Annotated in this window: 20 protein-coding genes and 1 riboswitch; of the genes, 12 read left to right on the forward strand and 8 right to left on the reverse strand. The window is 31.4% G+C overall.

All coding sequences use genetic code 11. The annotated features are described in order from the left end of the window. Positions 1-39 precede the first annotated feature (39 nt). Entirely contained in the window at positions 40-1,023 is a 984-nt protein-coding gene (locus tag EOV51_RS05230) for an aldo/keto reductase (protein ID WP_128150587.1), read from the forward strand. A 98-nt stretch (positions 1,024-1,121) separates the two neighbouring features. Here the strand turns inward: EOV51_RS05230 and EOV51_RS05235 are convergent, their stop codons facing one another. From EOV51_RS05235 to EOV51_RS05245, 3 genes are all read right to left on the reverse strand, one after another. Further along, on the reverse strand, positions 1,122-2,981 hold the full coding sequence (locus EOV51_RS05235; protein WP_128150589.1) for an Nramp family divalent metal transporter: 1,860 nt from the start codon (positions 2,979-2,981) through the stop codon (positions 1,122-1,124). A gap of 47 nt (positions 2,982-3,028) precedes the next feature. Next, complete coding sequence (locus tag EOV51_RS05240; RefSeq protein WP_128150591.1) at positions 3,029-3,358, reverse strand: MGMT family protein; 330 nt, start codon at positions 3,356-3,358, stop codon at positions 3,029-3,031. Between the two features lie 415 nt (positions 3,359-3,773). Beyond that, positions 3,774-4,301, reverse strand: a complete 528-nt coding sequence (locus EOV51_RS05245; RefSeq protein WP_128150593.1) for an NUDIX hydrolase — start codon at positions 4,299-4,301, stop codon at positions 3,774-3,776. Positions 4,302-4,516: 215 nt separating this feature from the next. Between EOV51_RS05245 and tpx the strand changes: the two genes are divergently transcribed. Further along, a complete protein-coding gene (tpx, locus tag EOV51_RS05250) occupies positions 4,517-5,014 on the forward strand; it encodes a thiol peroxidase (protein ID WP_128150595.1) in 498 nt (165 codons plus the stop codon). Between the two features lie 35 nt (positions 5,015-5,049). Here the strand turns inward: tpx and EOV51_RS05255 are convergent, their stop codons facing one another. Together EOV51_RS05255 and EOV51_RS05260 are read right to left on the reverse strand one after the other, a co-directional pair. Further along, positions 5,050-5,916 (reverse strand): helix-turn-helix domain-containing protein, encoded by an 867-nt coding sequence (locus tag EOV51_RS05255; RefSeq protein ID WP_228427738.1) that lies wholly within the window; start codon positions 5,914-5,916, stop codon positions 5,050-5,052. A 433-nt stretch (positions 5,917-6,349) separates the two neighbouring features. Beyond that, positions 6,350-7,156: an SDR family NAD(P)-dependent oxidoreductase gene (locus tag EOV51_RS05260; RefSeq protein WP_128150599.1), complete on the reverse strand. Its 807-nt coding sequence runs from the start codon at positions 7,154-7,156 to the stop codon at positions 6,350-6,352. Between the two features lie 159 nt (positions 7,157-7,315). Between EOV51_RS05260 and fbaA the strand changes: the two genes are divergently transcribed. The 5 genes from fbaA (at position 7,316) to EOV51_RS05285 (ending at position 13,328) form a co-directional block, all read left to right on the forward strand. Continuing rightward, on the forward strand, positions 7,316-8,383 hold the full coding sequence (fbaA, locus tag EOV51_RS05265; RefSeq protein ID WP_128150601.1) for a class II fructose-bisphosphate aldolase: 1,068 nt from the start codon (positions 7,316-7,318) through the stop codon (positions 8,381-8,383). 78 nt (positions 8,384-8,461) lie between these two features. Continuing rightward, complete coding sequence (locus EOV51_RS05270) at positions 8,462-9,193, forward strand: SIMPL domain-containing protein (RefSeq protein WP_128150604.1); 732 nt, start codon at positions 8,462-8,464, stop codon at positions 9,191-9,193. Positions 9,194-9,366: 173 nt separating this feature from the next. After that, positions 9,367-9,550, forward strand: a riboswitch (cobalamin riboswitch). 185 nt (positions 9,551-9,735) lie between these two features. Continuing rightward, entirely contained in the window at positions 9,736-12,045 is a 2,310-nt protein-coding gene (metE, locus tag EOV51_RS05275; protein WP_128150606.1) for a 5-methyltetrahydropteroyltriglutamate--homocysteine S-methyltransferase, read from the forward strand. Positions 12,046-12,062: 17 nt separating this feature from the next. Then, a complete protein-coding gene (locus EOV51_RS05280; RefSeq protein WP_128150608.1) occupies positions 12,063-12,455 on the forward strand; it encodes an acyl-CoA thioesterase in 393 nt (130 codons plus the stop codon). A gap of 177 nt (positions 12,456-12,632) precedes the next feature. After that, positions 12,633-13,328 carry a DUF421 domain-containing protein gene (locus tag EOV51_RS05285; protein WP_128150610.1) on the forward strand — a complete coding sequence of 232 codons (696 nt, stop codon included), beginning with the start codon at positions 12,633-12,635 and terminating at the stop codon, positions 13,326-13,328. Between the two features lie 2 nt (positions 13,329-13,330). Here EOV51_RS05285 and EOV51_RS05290 read toward each other — a convergent pair whose 3' ends face one another. Genes EOV51_RS05290 through EOV51_RS05300 form a run of 3 tightly spaced genes read right to left on the reverse strand, consistent with a single transcriptional unit; the run spans position 13,331 to position 15,418 of the window. After that, complete coding sequence (locus tag EOV51_RS05290; protein ID WP_128150612.1) at positions 13,331-13,939, reverse strand: fumarylacetoacetate hydrolase family protein; 609 nt, start codon at positions 13,937-13,939, stop codon at positions 13,331-13,333. Beyond that, positions 13,936-14,700, reverse strand: coding sequence for a 3'-5' exonuclease (locus tag EOV51_RS05295; RefSeq protein WP_128150614.1), 765 nt, complete (start codon positions 14,698-14,700; stop codon positions 13,936-13,938). The genes EOV51_RS05290 and EOV51_RS05295 overlap by 4 nt, the downstream gene beginning before the upstream one ends. Then, a complete protein-coding gene (locus EOV51_RS05300; RefSeq protein WP_128150616.1) occupies positions 14,681-15,418 on the reverse strand; it encodes a CDP-alcohol phosphatidyltransferase family protein in 738 nt (245 codons plus the stop codon). The genes EOV51_RS05295 and EOV51_RS05300 overlap by 20 nt, the downstream gene beginning before the upstream one ends. A 162-nt stretch (positions 15,419-15,580) precedes the next feature. Between EOV51_RS05300 and EOV51_RS05305 the strand changes: the two genes are divergently transcribed. The 5 genes from EOV51_RS05305 to EOV51_RS05325 all read left to right on the forward strand — a co-directional run bounded on the left by EOV51_RS05305 (position 15,581) and on the right by EOV51_RS05325 (position 23,659). Then, the gene (locus tag EOV51_RS05305) at positions 15,581-16,669 is read left to right on the forward strand and encodes a putative type IX sorting system protein PorV2 (protein WP_128153297.1); all 1,089 of its coding nucleotides are present in this window, start codon (positions 15,581-15,583) and stop codon (positions 16,667-16,669) included. Positions 16,670-16,870: 201 nt separating this feature from the next. After that, entirely contained in the window at positions 16,871-17,338 is a 468-nt protein-coding gene (rimP, locus tag EOV51_RS05310; protein WP_128150619.1) for a ribosome assembly cofactor RimP, read from the forward strand. 10 nt (positions 17,339-17,348) lie between these two features. After that, the gene (gene nusA, locus EOV51_RS05315) at positions 17,349-18,584 is read left to right on the forward strand and encodes a transcription termination factor NusA (RefSeq protein ID WP_128150621.1); all 1,236 of its coding nucleotides are present in this window, start codon (positions 17,349-17,351) and stop codon (positions 18,582-18,584) included. A gap of 63 nt (positions 18,585-18,647) precedes the next feature. Next, positions 18,648-21,527: a translation initiation factor IF-2 gene (gene infB / locus EOV51_RS05320; RefSeq protein WP_128150623.1), complete on the forward strand. Its 2,880-nt coding sequence runs from the start codon at positions 18,648-18,650 to the stop codon at positions 21,525-21,527. A gap of 137 nt (positions 21,528-21,664) precedes the next feature. Then, complete coding sequence (locus EOV51_RS05325; protein ID WP_128150625.1) at positions 21,665-23,659, forward strand: S8 family serine peptidase; 1,995 nt, start codon at positions 21,665-21,667, stop codon at positions 23,657-23,659. The last annotated feature ends 385 nt before the right edge of the window (positions 23,660-24,044 follow it).

Here is a 24,044-nt window from a genome sequence, read left to right on the forward strand (position 1 = left end):
CTTGTTGTTGCTACATTTGATGTACTAAAAAAAAGAATTATGAAATACAGAAGCTTAGGAAGTACAGGAATTAAAATATCATCAATCGGATTAGGTTGTATGGGAATGTCACATGCTTATACAGGTCAAGATGATAAGGAAAGTTTAGCTACACTACACAAGGCAATTGATTTAGGAATTAATTTTTGGGACACTGCCGATTTCTACGGCAATGGGGCAAATGAACTTCTATTAGGTAATGTTTTAAAAGAAAACAGAGATAAGATTGTTTTAGCTAGTAAATTTGGATTAAAATATGAGAAAAGTAACTTGTTAGCAAGTAAGATTGATGGCTCACCCCAATGGTTAAATGAAGCTCTTCATGAAAGTTTAAAAAGGTTGCAAACAGAGTATATAGATTTATACTATTTACATCGGGTAGACCCGCAGGTTCCGATTGAAGAAACGATAGGAGCTATGGCTGATTTTGTTAAACAAGGGAAGATTCGCTATATCGGATTATCAGAAGCTTCAACCCAAACTATTTTAAAAGCAAACAAAATTCATACTATTTCAGCTTTACAAAGTGAATATTCATTACTAAGCAGGAATATAGAGGGTGAAATTTTAGATGTTGTAAACCAGTTAGGAATGTCATTAATACCATATTCACCATTAGGCAGAGGCATGTTTACTGAAGATTTCTCAGGAAAAATTGACGAAGGAGATGCACGCTTATTACTACCTAGATTTCAGGGAAAGAATTTGGAAAATAATAAAAATTTAATGAGAGAACTCAACGACTTTGCTAAAAGAAGAAATGTGCATGTAGCTCAAATAGCTATAGCATGGTTGCTTTCAAAAGGAGACAATATTATTCCCATTCCAGGTACAAAAAAGAGAAAATACTTAGAAATAAATGCAAAATCAGTAGAAATAGAACTTACTACTAATGAAATTATTGAAGTAGAAAATATAATATCAAAATATCCAGATACTGGAGAAAGATACCCTCAATCAGCTTTGGATTTAACAAACAAATAATAGATTCTGTAATATATAAGTCCGAAAAGTTTACGAACGACGTACATTCGGACTTAATTACTTTTATGTCAAATAATCAATATAAATTTAATCGCAATTTATACTATTAATATAGGGATGTCAGCTTTATTTTTAAGTTGTTTAGTAGTAGTTCCAAAAATGAAATCACCCAATCCTTTATGTCCATGTTTGGCCATCAATAACAAATCAATATTATTTTCTTTGATTAGTTTAGGTAAATTAACAGCTGGAGTACCAAATCCCAGGCAGGTTTCAACTGTTGTATAGCCTTCCTGATGAAGTAACTTTTTATAATCCTCCAATTTGTTTTGATCAAATTTAACCTCATAATCATCAGCCATTTTTCCGTAATAATTGGCTGATGCACTTTCGGTAACGTGAAATAAAATTATACTGGTATTTAAATCAGCTATTAATGGAAGATAATTCAACACACGATTATCGTTTTCACTAAAATCTAAAGCCAAACCAATAGTTTCAAAAGGTGGAATTTCACCAATTTTTTTCTGTATACGGGTTTTATGAACAGAGTAATTAAGTTTTTGAGTTTTCTTTATCCAAGGATATACAAGTATACTGACAAGGAATAGTAGCATACCCAAAGAAACACCACCAAGTAAAAGCTTAATAAAGATTGATACATCAGGACTGTTGTATAAATTTATTTCCTCATCATATATAAGTTTAATATTTAAAAGAACAATAACAGTACACACAATCCATGATAATATTTTTACTGGTAGTTTAATTACAAATTTCCCCATCTTTTGTTTATCACTTACAAAATGAATCAAAGGAATTACGGCAAACCCTAGTTGCATACTCAACAGTACCTGACTGAAAATTAGCATTTCATCAACAGAATTTTCCCCAAGTATACTAATTACAATTACAGCTGGAATGATAGCAAGCATTCGGGTTAGTAATCTTCTTAATGCAGGATTCATACGAAAATGCAGATAACCTTCCATAACAATCTGTCCAGCTAATGTACCTGTTACAGTTGAACTTTGTCCGGCGGCAATTAAAGCAATTGCAAAAAGAAATGGAGCCAAAGGACCTAATAAATTAGATAGCATTTTATGAGCATCATGTAAACCGGCAACATCATGAAGTCCAGCCTTGTAAAAGGTTGCTGCAGCTAAAATCAATATAGCAGCATTAACAAAAAAGGCCATATTTAAAGCTATTAGACTGTCATAAAAATTATATTTAATTGCATTTTTAATGGATTTATAATCACGTTTTATTTTTCTGGTTTGCACGAGTGCCGAATGCAGGTATAAATTATGAGGCATTACTGTTGCTCCAATAATACCAATAGCAATATATAGCGCTTCATTGTTAGGTAAAGTAGGCTTAAATCCTTTAACGACTTCACCTAAATCAGGTTTAGCCAGAAACATTTCCATAAGAAAACAACCACCAATAATGCTGACTAAAGCAATGATGAATGCCTCCATTTTTCGAATTCCGAATCTTTGAAGAACTAATAAAAGTAATGTATCCAATGCTGCAATCCATACACCCCATATCAAATCCAGACCAAAAAGTAGCTGTAGACCTATGGCCATTCCTAAAACTTCTGCCAGATCCGTTGCCGCTATAGCAATTTCAGCAAACCCATAAAGAATATAATTCATCCATTTTGGATAATATTCACGGTTTGTCTGAGCTAAATCTAGCCCTCTGACTATTCCTAATCTGGCGCTTAGTGATTGTAAGAGTAAGGCCATAATATTGCTCATTAGCAATACCCAGATAAGAGCATAACCAAACTTACTACCTCCGGCTATATCAGTTGCCCAGTTACCCGGATCCAGATAACCCACCGCAACGAGATAAGCTGGGCCGAAAAATGCGAAAATACGACGCCACTTCTTTGAACTATCAGTATCTACCGACTGATGAACTTCTTGTAGGGATTTCTTACTCAATTGTTAGATGTTTCTAATTTGCGAAATTAGTAAAAAAAAAATACCTTTTATAAATTATTTTGGTCTTTAGGAATCCAAAGACAGTCCGTAAAATTAACTATTTGATCATTTTTAATAATTACTCCTTCATTTTCCAGTAATTCCTGCATGAGTGTAGGAATAGGAAATTGATGTTTACCTGTTAACAAGCCATTTCTATTAACTACTCGGTGGGCGGGAATTTGTAAAGAATGTGAATTGTTCATTGCATAGCCTACTAAACGAGCAGACTTTTTAGTGCCCAAATATTCTGCAATTAAGCCATAAGTAGTAACCTTACCCACAGGAATTTTTTTTACAATTTGATACACTTTTTCGTAAAATGTCTCATCTTTCATATTCTTGCAATCAAAAATGTTAGGTTTTTGATTGCATAAAAATACTAAAATGATTGAAAAGTGTAGCAGATACACCTGTAAAAATAATTTTTATAAAAAAAATATTTTTACATAATTAACTGATTATTAATTATTAATGTTATTATTTGCTAAGGTATATAAATAAAATTATGATTTTTTTTACGTTTAGCATACGCCTTTCAAATATTTTATTATATTAGTGGCATACGAAGTAAAGGCTTCAAACACAAACCAAAAAATGAGAAATTATATATTTTACTTTACACTTCTATTTTAGTAATTTAAAATTAGTAAAAGTAAAATAAAGAAATGATTCTAAATGGCTTAGAATCATTTCTTTTTTTTATATCTAAAAAATTATAAACAACAGTTAAAATAGTAAATAAAAAAAAGCTTATATGTTTCTTTTTTTATTTATCAACATAGATAAAGTTTTCTTTTGGCTTTCAAAAGCTAGCTCATCCAGATTTATACTCTCTAATTTTTTCCAGACAAATCCATTTAATTCTAGTGAGTCAAAATCTTCTATAATTAAATGATCATCTCTGTATAAAAAAAATAAATCTATAGTATTATAAAGAATATCTTTATATACATAAGTATTAGGATTTGAATTGATATATTTAAGTTTAGACTTATCTATAACTATTTTTAGTTCTTCTTCCAATTCTCTTGCACAACTATGTTCAACAGTTTCGGCCGGATCTACAAAACCTCCAGCCAAATCAAGAAAACCTTTTTTTGGATCTTTATTTCTGACAGTAAGTAGTATCTCATCATTTTTTTGAATAATAACAGCAACAGCTCCAGCAGTATTATGATAATATTCAAAATCACAATTTGAGCAATAAATCTTATTTCCATTACTAAAATTAAGGTCAGAGCTTTGACAATTCGGGCAATATTTAAAGATAGGCTGCATAATTATTATTTTAAAGGTTAAACATAAGATTATATTTCTTAACTCAAAGATATAGTTTATTTTTAACTATTAGAAAACATTAAAATATTTACTCAATAATTATAAATAATAAACTCAGCTATGGATTATTACTAATTGTAATAAAAATATAATATATAATTATAGGAATATAGATGAACTGATAAACATAATTCACTACATTTAAATAAAAAAATATGGCAACAGTTACAATAAAAGGAAACGAAGTACATACATTAGGTAATTTACCTCAGATAGGTCAAAAAGCTAAAGAATTTATATTAACGGGAGCTGACTTATCAGAAAAAAAACTTTCTGATTTTACTGGAAAAAAGGTAGTTCTTAATATATTTCCTAGTGTAGATACTGGAACTTGTGCAATGTCTGTGAGAACATTTAATAAAGAAGCTTCCGAGTTAAACAATACAGTAGTTTTATGTATTTCTAAAGATCTGCCCTTTGCACAATCCAGATTTTGTGCGGCCGAAGGACTAAATAATGTTATAACACTATCAGCCTTTAGATCTGACTTTGGAAAAGACTATGAGCTTGAATTTGCAGATGGGCCTTTGAAAGGTTTACTAAGCAGAGTGGTAATAATTCTTGATGAACAAGGTCATGTTGTTTATGAAGAACAAGTTGCAGAAACTTCTAATGAACCAGACTACGAAAAAGCAATTTCAGCATTAAAATAATAAGTGCAAAGCTCAAAAAAATGCAAAAATATCCCTTACAAATCTTTTTGAGGGATATTTTTTATTTCTTGAATGTACTGGGAAGGCGTAAGTTCAGTAAAATCTTTAAAAATTCTGTTAAAAGTTGACTGATGAGTAAAACCCGCCTCAGTATAAATATAGCATAAAGTATATTGTTGATGACGATTTTGAAGAAGCTGTTGTTTTACATAATTGATTCTATAAGAATTCATGAAATTGTTAAAATTTGAAAAACCGTTCATACGTATAGCTCTGGATACGTAGGAGCTATTTGAATTTAAAGCAGAAGATAATTCTGATATGGTGAAATCAGATTTTTTAAAGGGTTCTTTCACTTCCACATAGTCACTTATTTTTGTAAACAATTCACTATACTTAGTTAATTCATCCGGCGTAAATTCTGATTGTAAATATTTCTTTCTAATATTTATCAATTTTTCAATTTCATGTTGATTTTGAGCATTATACTGTGCTCTGTTAATTTTGTTTTTATAAAAAAGTAAAAGGACCATATTTATAAAGTAATTAATAATGGTTACCATATCAATAATAAAAACACCATTTTTGTCAATACTAAAGCTATTAAAGGGACCTACATAATGAGATATGACAGAAAGAATAGCTATATAAATGAAAATAAATATTGTACAGTATATAGTTTTTTTAAAAGTGAAAAACATATAAGCACCCAACGGGGTTAGAAACAACCATATAACAATAATGCATGAATAATTCCATAAAAGAATAATAAAAACTGTAAAATATATAGGACTTAAGATAAACCAGGTATCTACTAAACGATTAATATTATAATATTTGGGAAATAAAAAAAGTGAACAAAGCAAAAAAAGAGTTGCACCCAGCAAGTAATCTACTAACATTTTGCACTCATACACATAATAAATAATTAAATTAATGAGTAGCATAAAACAGAGCAGCTTAAAATAGTTTTTTATAAACTCCCTTTTAATTGTATCAATAAAAATTTTGGTACTGTTTTTTTTAAAATTGTCCACAAGTTATTTCATATATTAGTTAGCGGGCGTGAAGTTAAAGAAAATAAACAAAGTAAATCTTAAAATAAAATAAGTTTTTTTCTGAAATTAATTGATGTAAGATGCTTTTAATCTGGTTGTTATATGTTATGCAATTTTTTTTCGTAATTAAATTAAATCAGCAAAATATGGTTTGTTTCAATTAGTACATTTGTAATGTTAAATAGAAATACTAAAAAACATAATTAATTTTTTGTTAGCATTAGTAGCTATAGAGAGTTTTTAGAGGAATTTATTTTTATAAATTCCTCTAATTTTTTTATTTAGGAGGGAAAGCTCGTACAGCTTTATGGAGTATACCTGGAAAAAAACGCATTAAAAATAATGATAGATGCTCTACGCCCAATTTTTTTCCAATAAATATTTCATTTTTCTTTTTTTTGACACCCTTGGCAATCTGTCGAGCTGCTTTAGCTACAGGAAGACCGTTTTTAATGTTTTCACTCATCTCTTTTCTAGGAGATCCGTCGGGCATAAGAGAGTTATATGAAATATTAGTAGCTATATATCCGGGAGTTAATAAAGTGACATAAATATTTTGAGGAGTAACTTCTGCTCTTAGACAATCATAGAAACCATGTAAGGCATGTTTAGAAGAAGCGTAAGCCGATCGCCCAAGTGAGCCTATCTTACCCATTGTGCTACTTGTGACTATAAAATGACCATGTTTTTGCTTATTAAAATAAGGGAGGATTTCTTTAGTTAATTCTACGTAGCTGAAAAAATTCAAATCCATCATTTTCCTATAAACTTCAATATTCGTTTCCGCAACAGAACCTCTGGAACTTGTTCCCCCATTTAGAAATACGTAATCAACAGTATTATAAAATGAAAAAGCTTCTTTTGTTTTTTCATTAAAATCAGAAGAATCAAATAAATCTAGTGGCAGAATTTTATTATTCTCTGGAAATAAAGTTGAGTTCTTAATTCGTAAAAGCTCTTCTTCCCTTCGGGCGCTCAAGATGATTTTGCTGCCTAATTGATTAAAATATACAGCCAGAGCTTCACCGATACCCGAAGATGCACCAACAATCCAAATAACTTTATTTTCAAATATATCTTTCATCCTATTTCAATGTATTTATTTTTAACGCTTATCAGGTAAATATATAATATTTGGTTAAATTAACTCATAAACCTGAGAAAATTCAATGAAAATTAGGTTTTAAAATGTAATTTCTTTAGTACCTTTACAACTTAAAAGTTTAATAAATACAAAAAAATCATGAGTAGAAAGTTTCCTGCCGGTGTTGCAACCGGTTCGTTGGTTAAAGAAATATTTGATTACGCAAAAGAAAAACAATTTGCCTTGCCTGCTTGTAATGTGATTGGTTCCAGTAATATAAATGCGGCCTTAGAAACTGCAGTAAAAGTAAATGCTCCTATTATTATACAATTTTCAAATGGAGGAGCACAGTTCAATGCCGGAAAAGGTTTTAAAAATGATAATGTTAGAGCAGACGTTTTAGGAGCTATAGCAGGAGCTAAACATATTCACACTTTAGCTGAAGCTTATGGTGCTACAGTAATTTTACATACAGACCATTGCGCTAAAAAATTACTTCCTTGGATAGACGGTTTGCTAGATGCAAGTGAAGAATTTTATAAAAAAGAAGGTAAAACACTATACTCTTCACATATGCTGGACTTATCAGAAGAATCTTTAGAAGAAAACCTTGAGATTTCGGCTAAATATTTCGAAAGAATGGCTAAAATGGGAATGACTCTTGAAGTAGAAATAGGAATTACAGGTGGTGAAGAAGACGGAGTGGATAACTCTGATGTTGATAGCTCTAAACTATATACTCAGCCGGAAGATGTTTACAAAACATATCAGGCATTACATTCAATTAGTCCAGACTTCACAATAGCTGCTGCTTTTGGTAATGTTCATGGAGTTTATAAGCCGGGTAATGTTAAATTAGAACCGAAAATATTAAGAAATTCTCAGGAGTATATTCAAAAACAAATTGGCGGTTCTGAAAAACCTATCAACTTTGTATTCCATGGAGGTTCTGGATCTTCTTTGGAGGAAATTAGAGAAGCTATTAGTTACGGAGTAATAAAAATGAATATAGATACAGATTTACAGTTTGCTTATCTTGAAGGAGTAAGAGATTATGTAGAAACTAATATAGAATATCTGAGAACTCAGGTAGGTAACCCAACAGGAGAAGATTCTCCAAATAAAAAATATTATGATCCAAGAGTTTGGGTTCGTAAATCAGAAGAATCTTTTGGGAAAAGACTGGAACAATCCTTTAAAGATTTAAATAATATTGATACTCTTTAATAGTAATTATAAAGTAAAAAAATAGCTGGATTAATAATCTGGCTATTTTTTTTGTATATTTGGTATAAAAATATAAAAATGAGAAAAGGATTAGTTGTATCAACATTAATAGCTTCTTTAGGTTTAATAATATCAGCCTATTTTTTAGGTAATTCTTTCAAAAATAAAAATCTGACTACTTCTATTTCAGTTAAAGGTTTAGGTACTAAAGATTTCATATCTGATTTGATTGTATGGAATGGCGATTTTTCAAAGAAAAGCATGGATTTAAAAACGGCATATTCGGATTTAGAGCAAGATAGGAAAAAAATAAGAGATTATCTGGTGTCAAAAGGGTTCAAAGATAATGAGCTGGTTTTTTCTTCTGTAGATATTAATAAACAGTATGATTATTATAATACAGATGGAGGGAGAAGTTCTGTATTTTCAGGTTATCAATTAGATCAAACAGTGTCCATTGAATCCAAAGATGTCGAAAAAGTTGAAAATTTATCACGTGAAATAACCGAACTAATTAATAGTGGCGTTGAACTTTATTCAAAAGCCCCTTCTTATTATTATACAAAATTAGCGGATTTAAAAATTCAGATGATTGCAGATGCTACTCAAGATGCGAGAAAAAGAGCAGAGGAAATAGCTAAAAATGCAGGAGGTAAATTAGGTAAATTAAAAACAGCAAATTTAGGTGTTTTTCAAATTACAGCACAAAATTCATCTGATGATGAATATTCTTGGGGAGGAACATTTAATACCTCTTCCAAAAATAAAACAGCAAGTGTGACTATTCGATTGGAGTATGAAGTTAAATAGTAAGTATATAAAAACAGATACTTTGACTTTATAAAAAATATAAATAAAAGCTTTTTAAATAAAATTAAATCAAAATAAAAATGAGAGTGTTGCTCTCATTTTTATTTTGTTATAAATCGTAATATTAGATAACTTTTTTTATATATTTGTTTGGTTAAGTTCTTTTCTTAATTTCTTTATCAACCAGAATATGGTGCTGTGTAAAAGCAGAATAATAGGGAATCATGTGTAAATCATGAGCTGTCGCGCAACTGTAAGTAATGTATGAGTTTTATCAATATATACCATTGCCGTAAAAAGTGAGAAGGTAGATAAAATATTACAAGCCAGGAGACCTGCCTATTTTGAATTGACAATGCTTTCGCGATTTGAAGCAAAGGTCGTAGGTTAAATTATAAAGATAAGTATATCCCATAAAATATTTCTGGGAGGTATTTTTATTTCTATATAGTACACCTCATATACTTTACTCTTTTTTGAAAGCATTTTTGAAGTTTAACAATAAGAACTTTTATAGTTTAATCATTTAAAAGTTAAAAAAGATGCAAACACACAATCTTGGCTACCCGCGAATTGGTAGTAACAGAGAACTTAAAAAGGCTTGTGAAAAATTTTGGGCCGGTAAAATATCAGTTGAGGAACTGATGAAAACAGGGAAAGATATCCGATTAGGAAACTGGATGTTACAGAAAAGTGCTGGAATAGAAGTAATACCTTCCAACGATTTTTCGTTTTACGATCAGGTATTGGATATGTCTTTGATGGTAGGAGCCATCCCTAAACGTTACAACAAAATTTTAGTAAAGAGCTCAAACTCTGAACAGGAGTTGTATTTTGCAATGGCAAGAGGATATCAAAAGGAAGGTATTGATATAACTGCAATGGAAATGACCAAATGGTTTGATACTAACTATCATTACATTGTACCTGAATTTGAAAAGAATCAGAAATTTTCTTTATTCTCAACAAAAATTATAGATGAATTTTTAGAAGCAAAACAAGAAGGCATTATTACAAAGCCTGTTATAATAGGTCCTGTATCGTATTTGTTGCTTGGTAAAGAAAAAGAAAAAGATTTCAATAAGATAGAATTAGTAAAAAGTCTTCTGCCGATTTATTTGGAAATCATTGAAAAATTAAAAGAAGCAGGAGTGGAATGGATACAATTCGATGAACCCTTTCTTGCATTAGATATAGACGCTGAAGTAAAGGATGCATTACAATATGTATATACCGAAATTAATAAAAAGTATCCGTTTATCAAGAAAATGATTGCTACTTACTTTGATGGTCTTAAAGATAATTTAGATCTAGCTCTCAGCTTGCCTGTGCAGGCATTACATATAGATTTGGTTCGCTGTCCTGAACAACTTGATGAAGTACTTGACAAGCTTCCGGAAAATATGTCTGTTTCTCTAGGGATTATTGATGGGAGAAACATCTGGAAAAATAATTTTAAGAATTCTTTAAAAATAATTGACAGAGCCTCAGACAAAGTAGGAAAAGATAGAGTGATAATAGCACCTTCCTGTTCTTTAATTCACTGCCCTGTAGATTTGGACTCAGAAACCAACGAAAAAGTTCTTTCTCCGGAAATTAAAGATTGGCTGGCTTTTTCCAAACAAAAAATCAAAGAGGTAGTAACACTTAAACAATTAGCAGAAAAAAAGGATACACCCGAATTTTTAAAAGAATTGGAAGAAAACACAGATTCTGTAAGTAGAAGGAATATTTCTCCGCTTATTCATAATCAAAACGTTCAGGATAGAATTAAAAATATAGAAAAAGTAGAGGATAAAAGACATAATATTTTCTCCGAAAGGAAAGAAAAACAACAAAAAGCTCTGGAATTACCCTTATTTGCTACTACAACTATAGGATCATTTCCACAAACCGCTGAAGTACGCTCGTGGCGTTCAAAAATGAAAAAAGGAGAAATTTCTCTCTCTGAATATGAAGATTTACTAAAGAAAGAAACTGAAAAGGCTATACGTTTTCAGGAAGAAATTGGATTGGATGTTCTCGTTCATGGCGAATTTGAACGAAATGATATGGTTGAATACTTTGGTGAAAGTCTGGAAGGTGTTGCATTTTCAAAAAATGGATGGGTGCAGAGCTATGGAAGCAGATGTGTAAAACCTCCAATCATTTATGGAGATGTTCATCGTCCTGAGCCTATGACTGTGCAATGGTCTGCCTATGCGCAATCTCTTACAGATAAATGGGTTAAGGGTATGTTGACAGGTCCGGTTACTATTTTGCAATGGAGTTTTGTAAGAGACGATCAACCAAGAAAAGATACCTGTTATCAAATAGCATTAGCAATTAGAGATGAAGTCCTTGATTTGGAAAAAGCAGGAATCAATATTATACAGATAGATGAACCTGCTATCAGAGAAGGATTGCCTTTAAGAAAAGCAGATTGGGAAAACTATCTTAATTGGGCAATTAAAGCATTTAGAATTTCGTCTTGTGGTGTAAAGGATGAAACGCAGATTCATACGCATATGTGCTATTCTGAGTTCAACGATATCATAGAGAATATAGCTGATATGGATGCAGATGTAATTACTATAGAATGTTCTCGTTCTAACATGGAGTTATTAGATGTATTTTCTAAATTCAATTATCCAAATGATATTGGGCCGGGTGTTTATGATATTCATTCACCAAGGGTTCCTTCGAGAGAAGAAATGGTAAATCTTATGAAGAAAGCCGAAGAAGAAATTCCTACAAATCAATTATGGATTAATCCTGATTGTGGTTTAAAAACCAGAGGCTGGGATGAAACAAAAAAAGCTCTTATAGAAATGGTAGCAGCTGCTGAAGAAATGAGAGCTTCGCATGTATAAACAATAAAATAATAAATATGGATCTAAACCTGGAAGAAAGAAAGAAAAAATCGGAATCAAGAATTTTAAAAGCTGTATTTCCTGGTACAACAAATCATTATGACACTTTATTCGGAGGAACTGCTATGCAGTGGATGGATGAAGTTGCTTTTATTACAGCGACAAGATTTTGCCACAAGCAAATGGTTACCGTTAGAAGTGATAAAATTGATTTTAAAAAATCCATACCTGCAGGAACAATTGTGGAACTGATTGGGAATGTAATAGAAATTGGAAACACCAGTTTAAAAGTAAAAGTGGAAATATTTATTGAACAAATGTATTATGAACATAGAGAAAAAGCTGTTACTGGTGAATTTACTTTTGTTGCTGTAGGAGATGATAAAAGGCCGGTTTCTGTTTTAGATTAAAACAGAAAGGTTTTATCTAGTTTTGTTTAAAATGAGCTGAAAGTTAAAGACTTTTGGCTCATTTTTTATAATCTGTTTAATTAAAAACGTATAGTCAATTAAATGAGCTAAGAAAAATTAGACAATTTGTAAGATAAAATTTATAATTTTGTATTCAACACTAATTTACATAAGGTAATGGATTTAAAAAATGCTTTTTTCGGTAGTTTTAATTTGGTTGACAACATTTTTATTGGAATAAAACTTGTTGTAGCATTTATAGCTGTTTTAGTTTACATTAAGCTTATTGGGCGAACAATCCTAAATCAGGTATCAGGTATAGACCTTATTCAGAATATTGTTTTAGGAGGTCTCGTCGGAGGGATATTATACAATCCGGGTATTTCTATATTAGAGTTTGGGATAGTCTTATTGATATGGACCATAATTATATATTTTATTGCTTTTTTTTCGAAAAAATATAGCCGTTTAAGAGGATTGATTGAAGGGCCTATTATTCCCTTGGTACTTAAAGGAAAACTCAATGTTGAAGGATTTAAAAAAGCAAAAATGGATATTATGACCTATGCAAACGTTTTGAAAAATGATGGAATCTATGATATATCTAAAGTGTATTTTGCACAAATGGAGCAAGATGGGTCGATTACAGCTTTTACAGATGATTATGACAAATACGCAGTTTTATTAGTTATAGAAGGGGAAATTAATCATGTTTATCTGGAAGGAATAGATAAAACGGAAGACTGGCTTAAGGAAGAGCTTAAAAAAGAAGGATATGAAGACGTATCCGAAATTTTTTTAGCACAGTGGTCGCCTGAAAAATTTTTTATTGTTCCAAAAAGCCAGGATCATAAGATAAAGATAAATAAATAAACTTATCTTATAGCTATCTCAAAAAATTTCTCATTTTCAATAAAACCTTCCAAAATGTCATTTTCCTTTACAGCTGAAACACCAGAAGGAGTTCCGGTAAAAATAATATCTCCGGTTTTTAATGTAAAAAACTGGGATATATAAGAAACGAGCGTATTAAAAGGAAAAAGCATATCGGAAGAATTTCCTTGCTGTTGCATATTTCCGTTTTTTAATAAAGAAAAATTAACATTTTCTAGATTGACTTTATCTTTAGTAACAAAATTTCCAATTAAAGCGGAATGATCAAAAGCTTTAGATATTTCCCAAGGAAGACCTTTATCCTTAAGTTTATCCTGTAAGTCGCGAGCAGTAAAATCAATTCCAAGGCCTATTTCGGAGTAATAATTTTCAGCGAATTCAGGTTGAATATACTTTCCTGTTTTACATATTTTCAGCAATAATTCGACTTCATGCTGTAAATTATCACTAAATTCAGGAATATAAAAATCTTCACCCGGTCTAAGTATTGCTGTGTCCGGTTTTAAAAATAATACAGGTTCTTTAGGAATGTCATTATTAAGCTCCTTAGCATGATTGCTATAGTTTCTTCCCACACATATAATTTTCATAATACACTTTTTAATTTAGTTCTTGTAAATATTTTTTTTGAATATAAAGGAAAATCAGCATTCATTAACCAAGAATAATAACCTTGATCAGATTTAAAAATTTCTTTTAATTTTTTCCCTTTGTGTTTTCCAAAATTAAAAATCTCATCGCCCTCTTTATCCAGGCCTACAAAACCGGCTAAATCAGCATTTTTATTCTGAGTGGTAAACTCATGCAGAAACTTCATGTCATTTTCAACAGCATCATATTTTTCTACTTGAGCCTTTAAAACCTCATAAGTAGCTAAGGTATCAGCAGATGCGGAATGAGCATTTTCAAGATCAGAATCACAATAAAACTTATACGCAGCAGCTAAAGTTCTAGGTTCCATTTTGTGAAAAATAACCTGTACATCAATAGGACGATGTTTTTTAATATCAAATTCAAAATCATTTCGTAATAGTTCTTCAGCAAGTAAAGGAATATCAAAACGATTAGAATTGTATCCAGCCAGATCAGAATCTTTAATCATTTCTAATATCTGAGGAGCTATGTCTTTAAATATTGGAGCATTTTCAACATCCGTATCATAAATACCATGTATAAGAGATGATTCTTTAGGAATGGGTATCTGGGGATTGACTTTCCATGTTTTACTTTCTTTGGACTGATTGGGATTGACCTTTAAAATACTTATTTCAACTATTCGGTCTTTACTGACATTAATTCCGGTAGTTTCCAGATCAAAAAAGCAGATTGATTTATGTAGTTTTAGTTCCATTAGATATTATTTTTTTTCTGAATAAGATTGATATGATTATATATAGGAATACTATAATTGGGATTGCTGAAATTTGAAGTAAAAGTAATAAAACAACACACAGAATGATAAATGAAAAAACAAGCGAATTATCTTTCCATTTCAAACTCTTAAATTTTAATGCTAACAGAGGAAGATTAGCAACAAGAATATAGGAACTTAAAATTGTGAGAAAAAAAAGAATCAGACTATTATTCCAGAATATAGTTGAATTTTTTTCGATAATCCAATAAATAGCAAAGATAAAAATAGTATTAGCAGGAGTAGGCAACCCTTTAAAATAATAGCTTTGTTCTTCGTCAAGATTGAATTTTGCCAAACGTAAAGCCGAAAATAATGTGATTAACAGCCCAAAAAAAGGAAATATAGAATGAGCCGTAAGTGTAAATGATTGAGAAAGAAAACTATTCAAAATTAAATTACCACCTAGCAATTTAAACATTAATATTCCTGGTAATAAGCCAAAGGTAACCATGTCAGCAAGACTATCCAATTCTTTACCTAAAGGACCGGAAGCTCGTACAGCTCTAGCAACAAAACCATCAAAAAAATCAAAAATCAGAGAAGCAATAAGTAAATACAAAATAAGTGAGGTAGGAGCATTAATTATTGCAAAAATACAAGCGATACTTCCACAAAATAAATTTGCAAGAGTAAGTATATTGGGGAGATGTTTCATTTACTTCGAGGAAAAAATTTAGTTACAAATCTATGAATTTTAAATATAATTTTTTGCCATTTACGGAATATAGTTGTGGTAATAAAAACATAATTCGTACGTTTATAAAATTAAAATTATTTTTGCAAAAACTATTTTTTGAAAAGGAAACAAACAAATACAATTAAATTACTACTATTAGTAATAATTAGTTTTATAATTAATTTGCCAATTAAAGCGCAATCATTCAGGAAATACTCTAATGAATTTTTAAATATTGGAGCCGATGCAAGAGCTTTTGGTATGGGTAATAATGTGGTTGCTAATGTTTCAGATGTAAATTCCGTTTACTGGAATCCGGCGGGTCTCACTCAAGTTACTGATTCATGGCAGGCAGCTCTTATGCATGCAGAATATTTTCAATCTATTGCAAAATATGAATATGCAGCTGTTGCTATACCTTTAAATGGAGGTACAGAAGGAACGGTAGGGATTTCCTTATATCGTTTCGCAGTTGACGATATCATGAATACAACACAATTAATAGATAATCAGGGAAATATTGATTATAATAAAATAAGTCGTTTTTCAACTGCAGATTATGCTTTAATGGGTTCATATGCAGGAAATCTTTTTAATGATCCTAACTTATCAGTAGGAGCCAATGCTAAAATTGTATACAGACATGTTGGTAAATTTGCAAATGCATTCGGATTTGGTTTAGATGCTGGTTTGCAATATAGAACAGAAGATAAGTTTTATTTTGGAGTAATGGTACGCGACATAACAACAACCTTTAATGTGTGGTCGGTTAATGAGAAAGAATTAAATAAAATGGAACTAGATGGAGAGACTTTAAATGAAGCCCCTGAAGATAAGATAGAATTAACCATTCCTAAACTAAAATTAGGTGTGGCTAAAAAGTTGGATATAAGCGAAAAAATTGGTTTTTTAGCAGAAGCAAATTTAAATTTTGAATTTTCTAAAACAAACGATTTGGTATCTTCAGATGTTGTAAGTATGTCGCCATCTTTAGGAGTTGAGTTTGATTATGATAATACCGTGTTTCTTAGAGCGGGCTTTACAAATATGCAACATGAAATGCAATATGATGGAACAAAAAAAATCACAATGCAGCCCAATGCAGGAATTGGATTTAAATACAGAGGAGTTACGGTTGACTATGCTTTAACCAACATAGGGAATGCATCTGTGGCGCTCTATTCAAATATTTTTTCAGTTAAAATTGATATAGCTGAGTTTCACAGATAAAATAAGTTACTAATTCTCTTATTCTAAGGCGTGTAATATTTTAAAAATTAAAAAAAAAGTATTATATTTGCAAAGTTTTGGGACTTAAAAAAATGAAAAGCCTAATTTACAAAGGGCTTTTTTTTGTACTTACAGTTTAAGTTTTTTCTTGCTAACATTCTGTTTGTTAATAAAATAAGTTCTTTTGCATGAAAGTAAAATATGAAATTAAAGGATAAAGTAGATACATTATTAAATGATTTTTTACAGACAAGAACAGATTTATTTTTGATTTCCTGTAAAGTTTCTCCATTAAATCAGATTGAGATTATTATAGACGGTGATGAAGGTGTTTCCGTACAGGATTGTTTAGATTGTAGTCGTGCAGTAGAAAATAATTTAGACAGAGAGGAAGAAGATTTTGAATTGTCAGTATATTCTGCGGGGATTTCAAATCCGTTGGAGCTTCCAAGGCAATATCACAAAAATGTAGGAAGAGATTTAAAAATAACAAAAGTGGATGGTGTAGAGGTTGAAGGGGTGTTAACCGAATCTACGGAAGAATATGTAGTTTTAGAATGGAAAGAAAGAAGGCCTAAACAAATAGGTAAAGGCAAAGAAACAGTTGAATTAAAAGAACAAATACCCTATAACGATATAAAGAAAGCAATAATCATTATTAAATTTTAAATGAGGATCAATGGATAGTATAGAATTAATCGAGTCATTTGCTGATTTTAAAGACGAAAAAAATATAGATAGAATCACTTTAATGGCCATCGTGGAAGAATCGATGAAGACTGTATTGAGAAAAAGATATGGTTCAGATGAACACTTCGATGTTATTGTTAATCCGGATAAAGGAGATTTAGAAATATATTTAAACAGAAAAATTGTTGAAGATGAAATGTCTGAAGATGATTTGCTGGAGATGGAAATTAGTGAAGCAAAGAAAATAGATCCGAGTTTTGAAGTAGGGGAAGAATATACTCAGAAAATAGAATTGAATGAGTTAGGAAGAAGAAATATTTTAGCATTCAAACAAGTTTTGAATACTAAGATTGCTGAATATGACAACTCAAATTTATATGAAAAATTCAAATCTATTGAAGGAGATATTGTAAGTGGTGAAATACATCATATCAGACATAAGCAAGTAATTCTTATGGATGAAGAACAAAATGATATGATATTACCCAAAGAAAATCAAATTCCTTCAGACTTTTTCAGAAAAGGAGAAACAGTTCGTGCAGTTGTAGAAGAAGTAGGTCTAAAAGGCGGGAAACCTCAGATTATACTTTCACGTACTTCCCCGAAATTTTTAGAAAAACTTTTTGAATTTGAAATTCCTGAAATTTACGATGGGTTAATTACCATCAAAAAAACAGTACGTATCCCGGGAGAAAAAGCAAAAGTAGCCGTAGAATCATACGATGACAGAATTGATCCGGTAGGTGCTTGTGTAGGAATGAAAGGTTCTAGAATTCATTCAATAGTCAGAGAATTAAGAAATGAAAACATTGACGTTATTAATTATACCAATAACCAACAATTGTTCATTCAAAGAGCATTAAGTCCTGCAAAAGTTTCTTCAATGGAAGTAAATGAGGAAACAAAACATGCTATTGTTTTTTTAAGGCCTGAAGAGGTGTCAAAAGCGATTGGAAAAGGAGGTCAGAACATTAAGTTAGCCAGCTGGTTAACGGGGTATGAAATCGATGTTAGAAGAGACGAGCCAGAAGAAGAAGATATAGAGTTGACAGAATTTACTGATGAAATTGATTCATGGATTATTGAAGAGTTTAAAAAAGTAGGACTGGATACAGCTAGATCAGTATTGGAAAAAGATGTAGATGATCTATTGGAACTTACGGACTTGGAAGAAGAAACCGTTCTGGACATTATCCGTATTTTAAAAGAAGAATTTGAAGAGTAATAGTGTATTACTATCAATAAATTACCATATTTGTAAATAAAAAGAATAACAACAAAATATTATATGTCGGGTATTCGATTAAGTAAAGTATTAAAAGACCTTAACATCTCTCTTGACAGAGCTGCGGAATATTTGCATTCCCAAAATGTTGAGATAGAGAAGAACCCTAACGTTAAGTTAGATCAAGGGGCGTATAAACTATTAGTTACTGAATTTTCAGAAGATAAACTAAAAAAAGATGCGTCTTTAGATGTGGTCATTAACAAAATTCCAGAAAAAAAGAAAGAAGAAAAACCGATTCAGCAAGAGGTTATTAAAGCAAAAGCAGAAGAGATATCTAAACCTAAAACTTTAGGAAAGATAGACTTAAATGCTCAAAAACCTAAAATTAATACACCTCAAAAAGAAGAAGAAAAAGTTGAAGCGCCTAAGCAAGATCTAGTTACTGAGAAAAAAGAAGAAATAACTACAGGTGCAAAAACATCAGGAATTAAAATTATAGGAAAAATGTCAGCAGAAGATTTGCAAAGATCTAAGGAGCCGACACATCCTGTAAAGAGGGTTAAAGAAAAAGAGAAGACAAAAGATGATCAACCGGTGAAACAGGAAGTTCAGCCAGTTGTTAAAGCAGAACAAACGCCACCTGCACAACCAGCTCCTAAAATGGATAAAGTTGTTGAGAAAAAACAGGAAGAGCCTGACGAACCAGAAAGAATTACGACTCAGTACCAAAAACTTGATGGGCCTAAAATGACGGGACAAAAAATTGATTTATCTCAATTTGAGCGCCCTAAGAAGACCAATACAAACAAAGATAGTAATGCGGAAAAGAAAAAAAGAAAGCGTATTGTTAAAGATTCAAAGGTAGACGTAAATCAGGTAGCGAAAACTATCAATGGTGATAAAAAACCTGCGGGTAACCAGCAAGGACAAAATAATAACAGGAACTTCAAAAAAGGTGGGAATAACACCGGTGGTAATAGAAGATTTACAGGAGGAGGTAATAACAACCGTAACGTAAGACCTGTTGAATTAACTGACGAACAAGTTAAAAATCAAATAAAAGAAACTCTTGAAAAGCTTACTTCCAAAGGAGGGAAATCTAAGAGTTCTAAATTTAGAAGAGATAAAAGGATTCAGAGAAGAGAACAAGAAGCAGAACAATTTGAATTAGAAAGCAGAGATAACACTATTAAAGTGACCGAGTTCATTACAGTAAATGAATTAGCCAGCTTAATGAATGTATCTCCTACAGAAATTATATCTGCTTGTTTCTCATTAGGAGTCATGGTTACCATGAATCAACGTTTAGATGCTGATACCATGGTTCTGGTAGCTGACGAATTTGGATATAAGATCGAATTTACAGATTCTGAGGTTGATGACTCAGCAATAGAAGACGTTAAAGATGATGAAAAAGATTTAATCCACAGAGCCCCTATTGTTACTGTAATGGGTCACGTGGATCACGGAAAGACTTCTCTTTTGGATTATGTAAGAAAAGCGAATGTAATAGCCGGAGAATCCGGAGGAATCACTCAGCACATTGGAGCTTACAACGTTAAATTAAACAACGGACAGCAAATAACATTCTTAGATACGCCGGGTCACGAAGCCTTTACCGCAATGAGAGCAAGAGGAGCTCAGGTTACGGATTTAGCTATTATTGTAGTAGCTGCTGACGATAACGTAATGCCTCAAACAAAAGAAGCTATCAGCCATGCTCAGGCAGCTGGAGTACCGATGATTTTTGCTATAAATAAAATAGATAAACCAAATTCAAATCCGGATAAGATCAAAGAGGAATTAGCTCAAATGAACTTATTGGTAGAAGACTGGGGGGGAACAATTCAGTCCCAGGAAATTTCAGCTAAATTTGGAAATAATGTCGATGTTTTACTAGAGAAAGTTTTATTAGAAGCAGAGATTTTAGATTTAAAAGCAAATCCTAACCGAATTGCAAATGGAGTAGTTATTGAAGCTGCTTTAGATAAAGGAAGAGGATATGTTTCCACAGTGTTGGTTCAAAATGGAACTTTGAAAGTAGGTGATTATCTTTTAGCAGGTAAGAACCATGGAAAAGTAAGAGCTATGCTTGACGAAAGAGGAAGACCTATGAAAGAAGCAGGTCCTTCTGTACCGGTTACTATTTTGGGGCTGGATGGAGCGCCAACTGCCGGAGATAAATTCAGAGTTTTTGAAGATGAAAGAGAAGCTAAACAGATAGCTAATAAGAGAGAGCAGCTGATGAGAGAACAATCCATCAGAACTCAAAAACATATAACTCTAGATGAAATAGGTAGACGTATAGCTTTAGGAGACTTTAAAGAACTTAATATCATTCTTAAAGGAGACGTGGATGGTTCGGTAGAAGCCTTAACAGATTCTTTACAAAAACTATCAAATGATCAGATTCAAATCAATATCATTCATAAAGGGGTAGGACAGATTACAGAATCTGATGTATTGCTTGCTGCAGCTTCAGATGCTATCCTAATAGGATTTAATGTACGGCCAAACATGAGTGCTAAAGATTTAGCAGATAAAGAGGAAATTGAAATACGTACTTACTCAATTATTTATGATGCGATTAATGATGTGAAAGAAGCAATGGAAGGTATGCTTTCTCCTGAAATTAAAGAGCAGATTATGGGTAACGTCGAAATCAGAGAGGTTTTCAAAATATCTAAAGTCGGAACAATTGCAGGATGTATGGTTCTTGATGGTAAAATAACAAGAAATGCTAAAATCAGAATTATCAGAGAAGGCATTGTAGTTTATACCGGAGAGTTGGAAAGTCTTAAACGATTCAAAGATGATGTGAAAGAAGTAACTAAAGGATACGAGTGTGGTTTGAATGTCAAAAACTATAACGATATCCAGATAGGTGATTTATTAGAAGCGTTTGAGGAAGTAGAAGTCAAAAAGAAATTAAAAATTTAATTTTCATATAAAATAAAAAATAGCCGCTATACTTAGCGGCTATTTTTTTATAATAAAATTTATTATAGAGAAGATTAAAAAAGATATTCAGTTATTTATTACTTTTGTACTAAATAATCTATAAATGAGATGATTATATGAAAAGAAAACTATTAACTATCATATCGGTTTTTTCAGTGATTCTTCTTAGCGCTCAAACAACAGAACAGAAAAAGAAGATGACAAAATCTTACGATTATAATAAGATAGAAAAAGTTAAAAAGGAACTTATCTTACAAAATAATTTAAGACAGAAAACGCTAAATAATTATTTGAATAAATTTAAAGTTTTACCTTTTTCAAACGATGAAGCTCAGGGTAAACTGGCTGTTGGAATTAATCCGGATGGAAGCTTAGTTTATATTGGCACATTTAACGAAGGCTCGGCTAAAACTATAGGCGCAAGAAACGTTAATCTCAATCTGGGATTAAACGGAGAGGGTTTATATGCAGGGGTTTGGGATAGCGGATTAATACGAAGAAGTCATATTGAATTTGTCACACAAGGAGGAAGTTCCAGGATTGAGCTGGGAACAGATAGTATTACAGCATTAAGTAGCCATTCAACGCATGTAGGAGGTACTATTGCAGCAGCAGGAGTGTCTCCTGCGAATACCATAAAATCCGTAACGTATCCAGCAGGTTATTCCAAAGGTATGGCACCTAAAGCGTTGATAAAATCATACGATTTTACTAATGATTTGTCCGAAATGATGGTTTTTGGAACTAATGGTTACTTGGTTTCCAATCATTCCTATGGGATAACCTTGATAGTCAATGGTAAACCTTATTATGGGGCTAATTGGTGGGGACTGGGAGCATATGACTATACCAGCTATAAAATAGATCAGATTGCTCATCTGAATAAATATTATCAGATGGTTTTTGCTGCCGGAAACGATAGAAACTATGGTTCTCAACTAAATACAGTAAATCCAGGATACGAATTGGTAACAACTTATGGAGTAGCAAAAAATGTTTTAACAGTGGCGGCTGTTTATGAACAACTTAATTATACCGGAGCTTCTAGTGTTACCATGTCAACCTTTAGTAACTACGGACCAACAGATGATAGTCGGATAAAACCAAATATTTCAGCAAAAGGAGTGTCTGTTTTTTCAACAAACTCAACCGGAGATTCAAATTATTATATTGATCAAGGTACATCCATGGCAACACCTGCTATTACCGGATCTATTCTTCTTTTACAGGAACATTATAAAAATCTGAATTCTAAATTTATGCTTTCTGCTACAGTGAGAGGACTGATCCAACATACAGCCAGAGAAGCTGGTTCCTATGACGGTCCGGATTACTCTTTCGGCTGGGGATTGGCAGATATTGAATCTGCTGCTTTAGCAATTACAAATAATACTCAAGGTTCACTCATAGAAGAAAATAAATTAGAAAACCAGAAGACATATACTAAAAAAATTGAATCTTCCGGATCTACTCCTCTTCAGGTTTCAATTTCATGGACAGATCCTGAATTTACTACCTATAATGGTGATATTTTAGGATATTCTAATGAAGGGGTTTCCATAATAGGAGAAAAAGATCCTAGTGGAGCTAAATACCTGGTTAACGATATAGATGTTAAAGTAGATAAAATAGATAAAGATGGTAATGTTTTACAAACGTATTATCCATGGAGATTAAATGGTAAAGCTCCAGCAGAAGCTGCTAAGAATGATACAACCAATGATGTAGATAATTTTGAAAGAATAGACATTTCAAATCCAGATGGAGAGTATTTGGTAACAGTCTCACATAAAGGGAGTTTATCAGGTTCAGGACAAGAATATTCATTAATAATTACAGGGCCTGATATGAAAACCTTAAATGCGGAAGATATAGATTTGAAAGAAATTACAACAAAAATATATCCAATACCGGCAAAGAATCAGGTTTTTGTAGTATTAAATGAAAAAGCTAAATATACTTTATTTGAGATGACAGGCAAAATACTTTCTTCAGGTAATTTTGTTCAAGGGACAAATGTATTAAATACATCTAGTCTTCCAACAGGAACCTACTTAGTAAAGATAGATTATGGTAATAAAATAGAAACAAAGAAAATAATAGTTCAGTAAATAAAATTAAAAAGCCGGTTTATCCGGCTTTTTTAATATAATAAAATCAAATAACAGTAATATTTCATTATTAGTTTAGAAATAATAATTTGAGTATAAAATAAAAATTTAGATATATAGTATCTAAGAAAAAGCTCATTATAGCAATGTCGTGAATAAAATTATTTGAAGTGTGAAAAAAATAAGTTTGATATAAAAAAACCAAGTGCTTGAAGTATTTATAATTTGAAAAATCAATTTTAACGATTTTTTAGCTTAAATAATATAAATACCATTAAATAATTTGTATTTTTCTGATATAATAATAAGGTATATTATTCCTAAATGAAGAAAAAATAATCTTAATTAAGAGGTTTGTTATGAATTTTTTTATAATTTAGAGCAT

Source organism: Apibacter raozihei (assembly GCF_004014855.1).
GTDB lineage: Bacteria > Bacteroidota > Bacteroidia > Flavobacteriales > Weeksellaceae > Apibacter > Apibacter raozihei.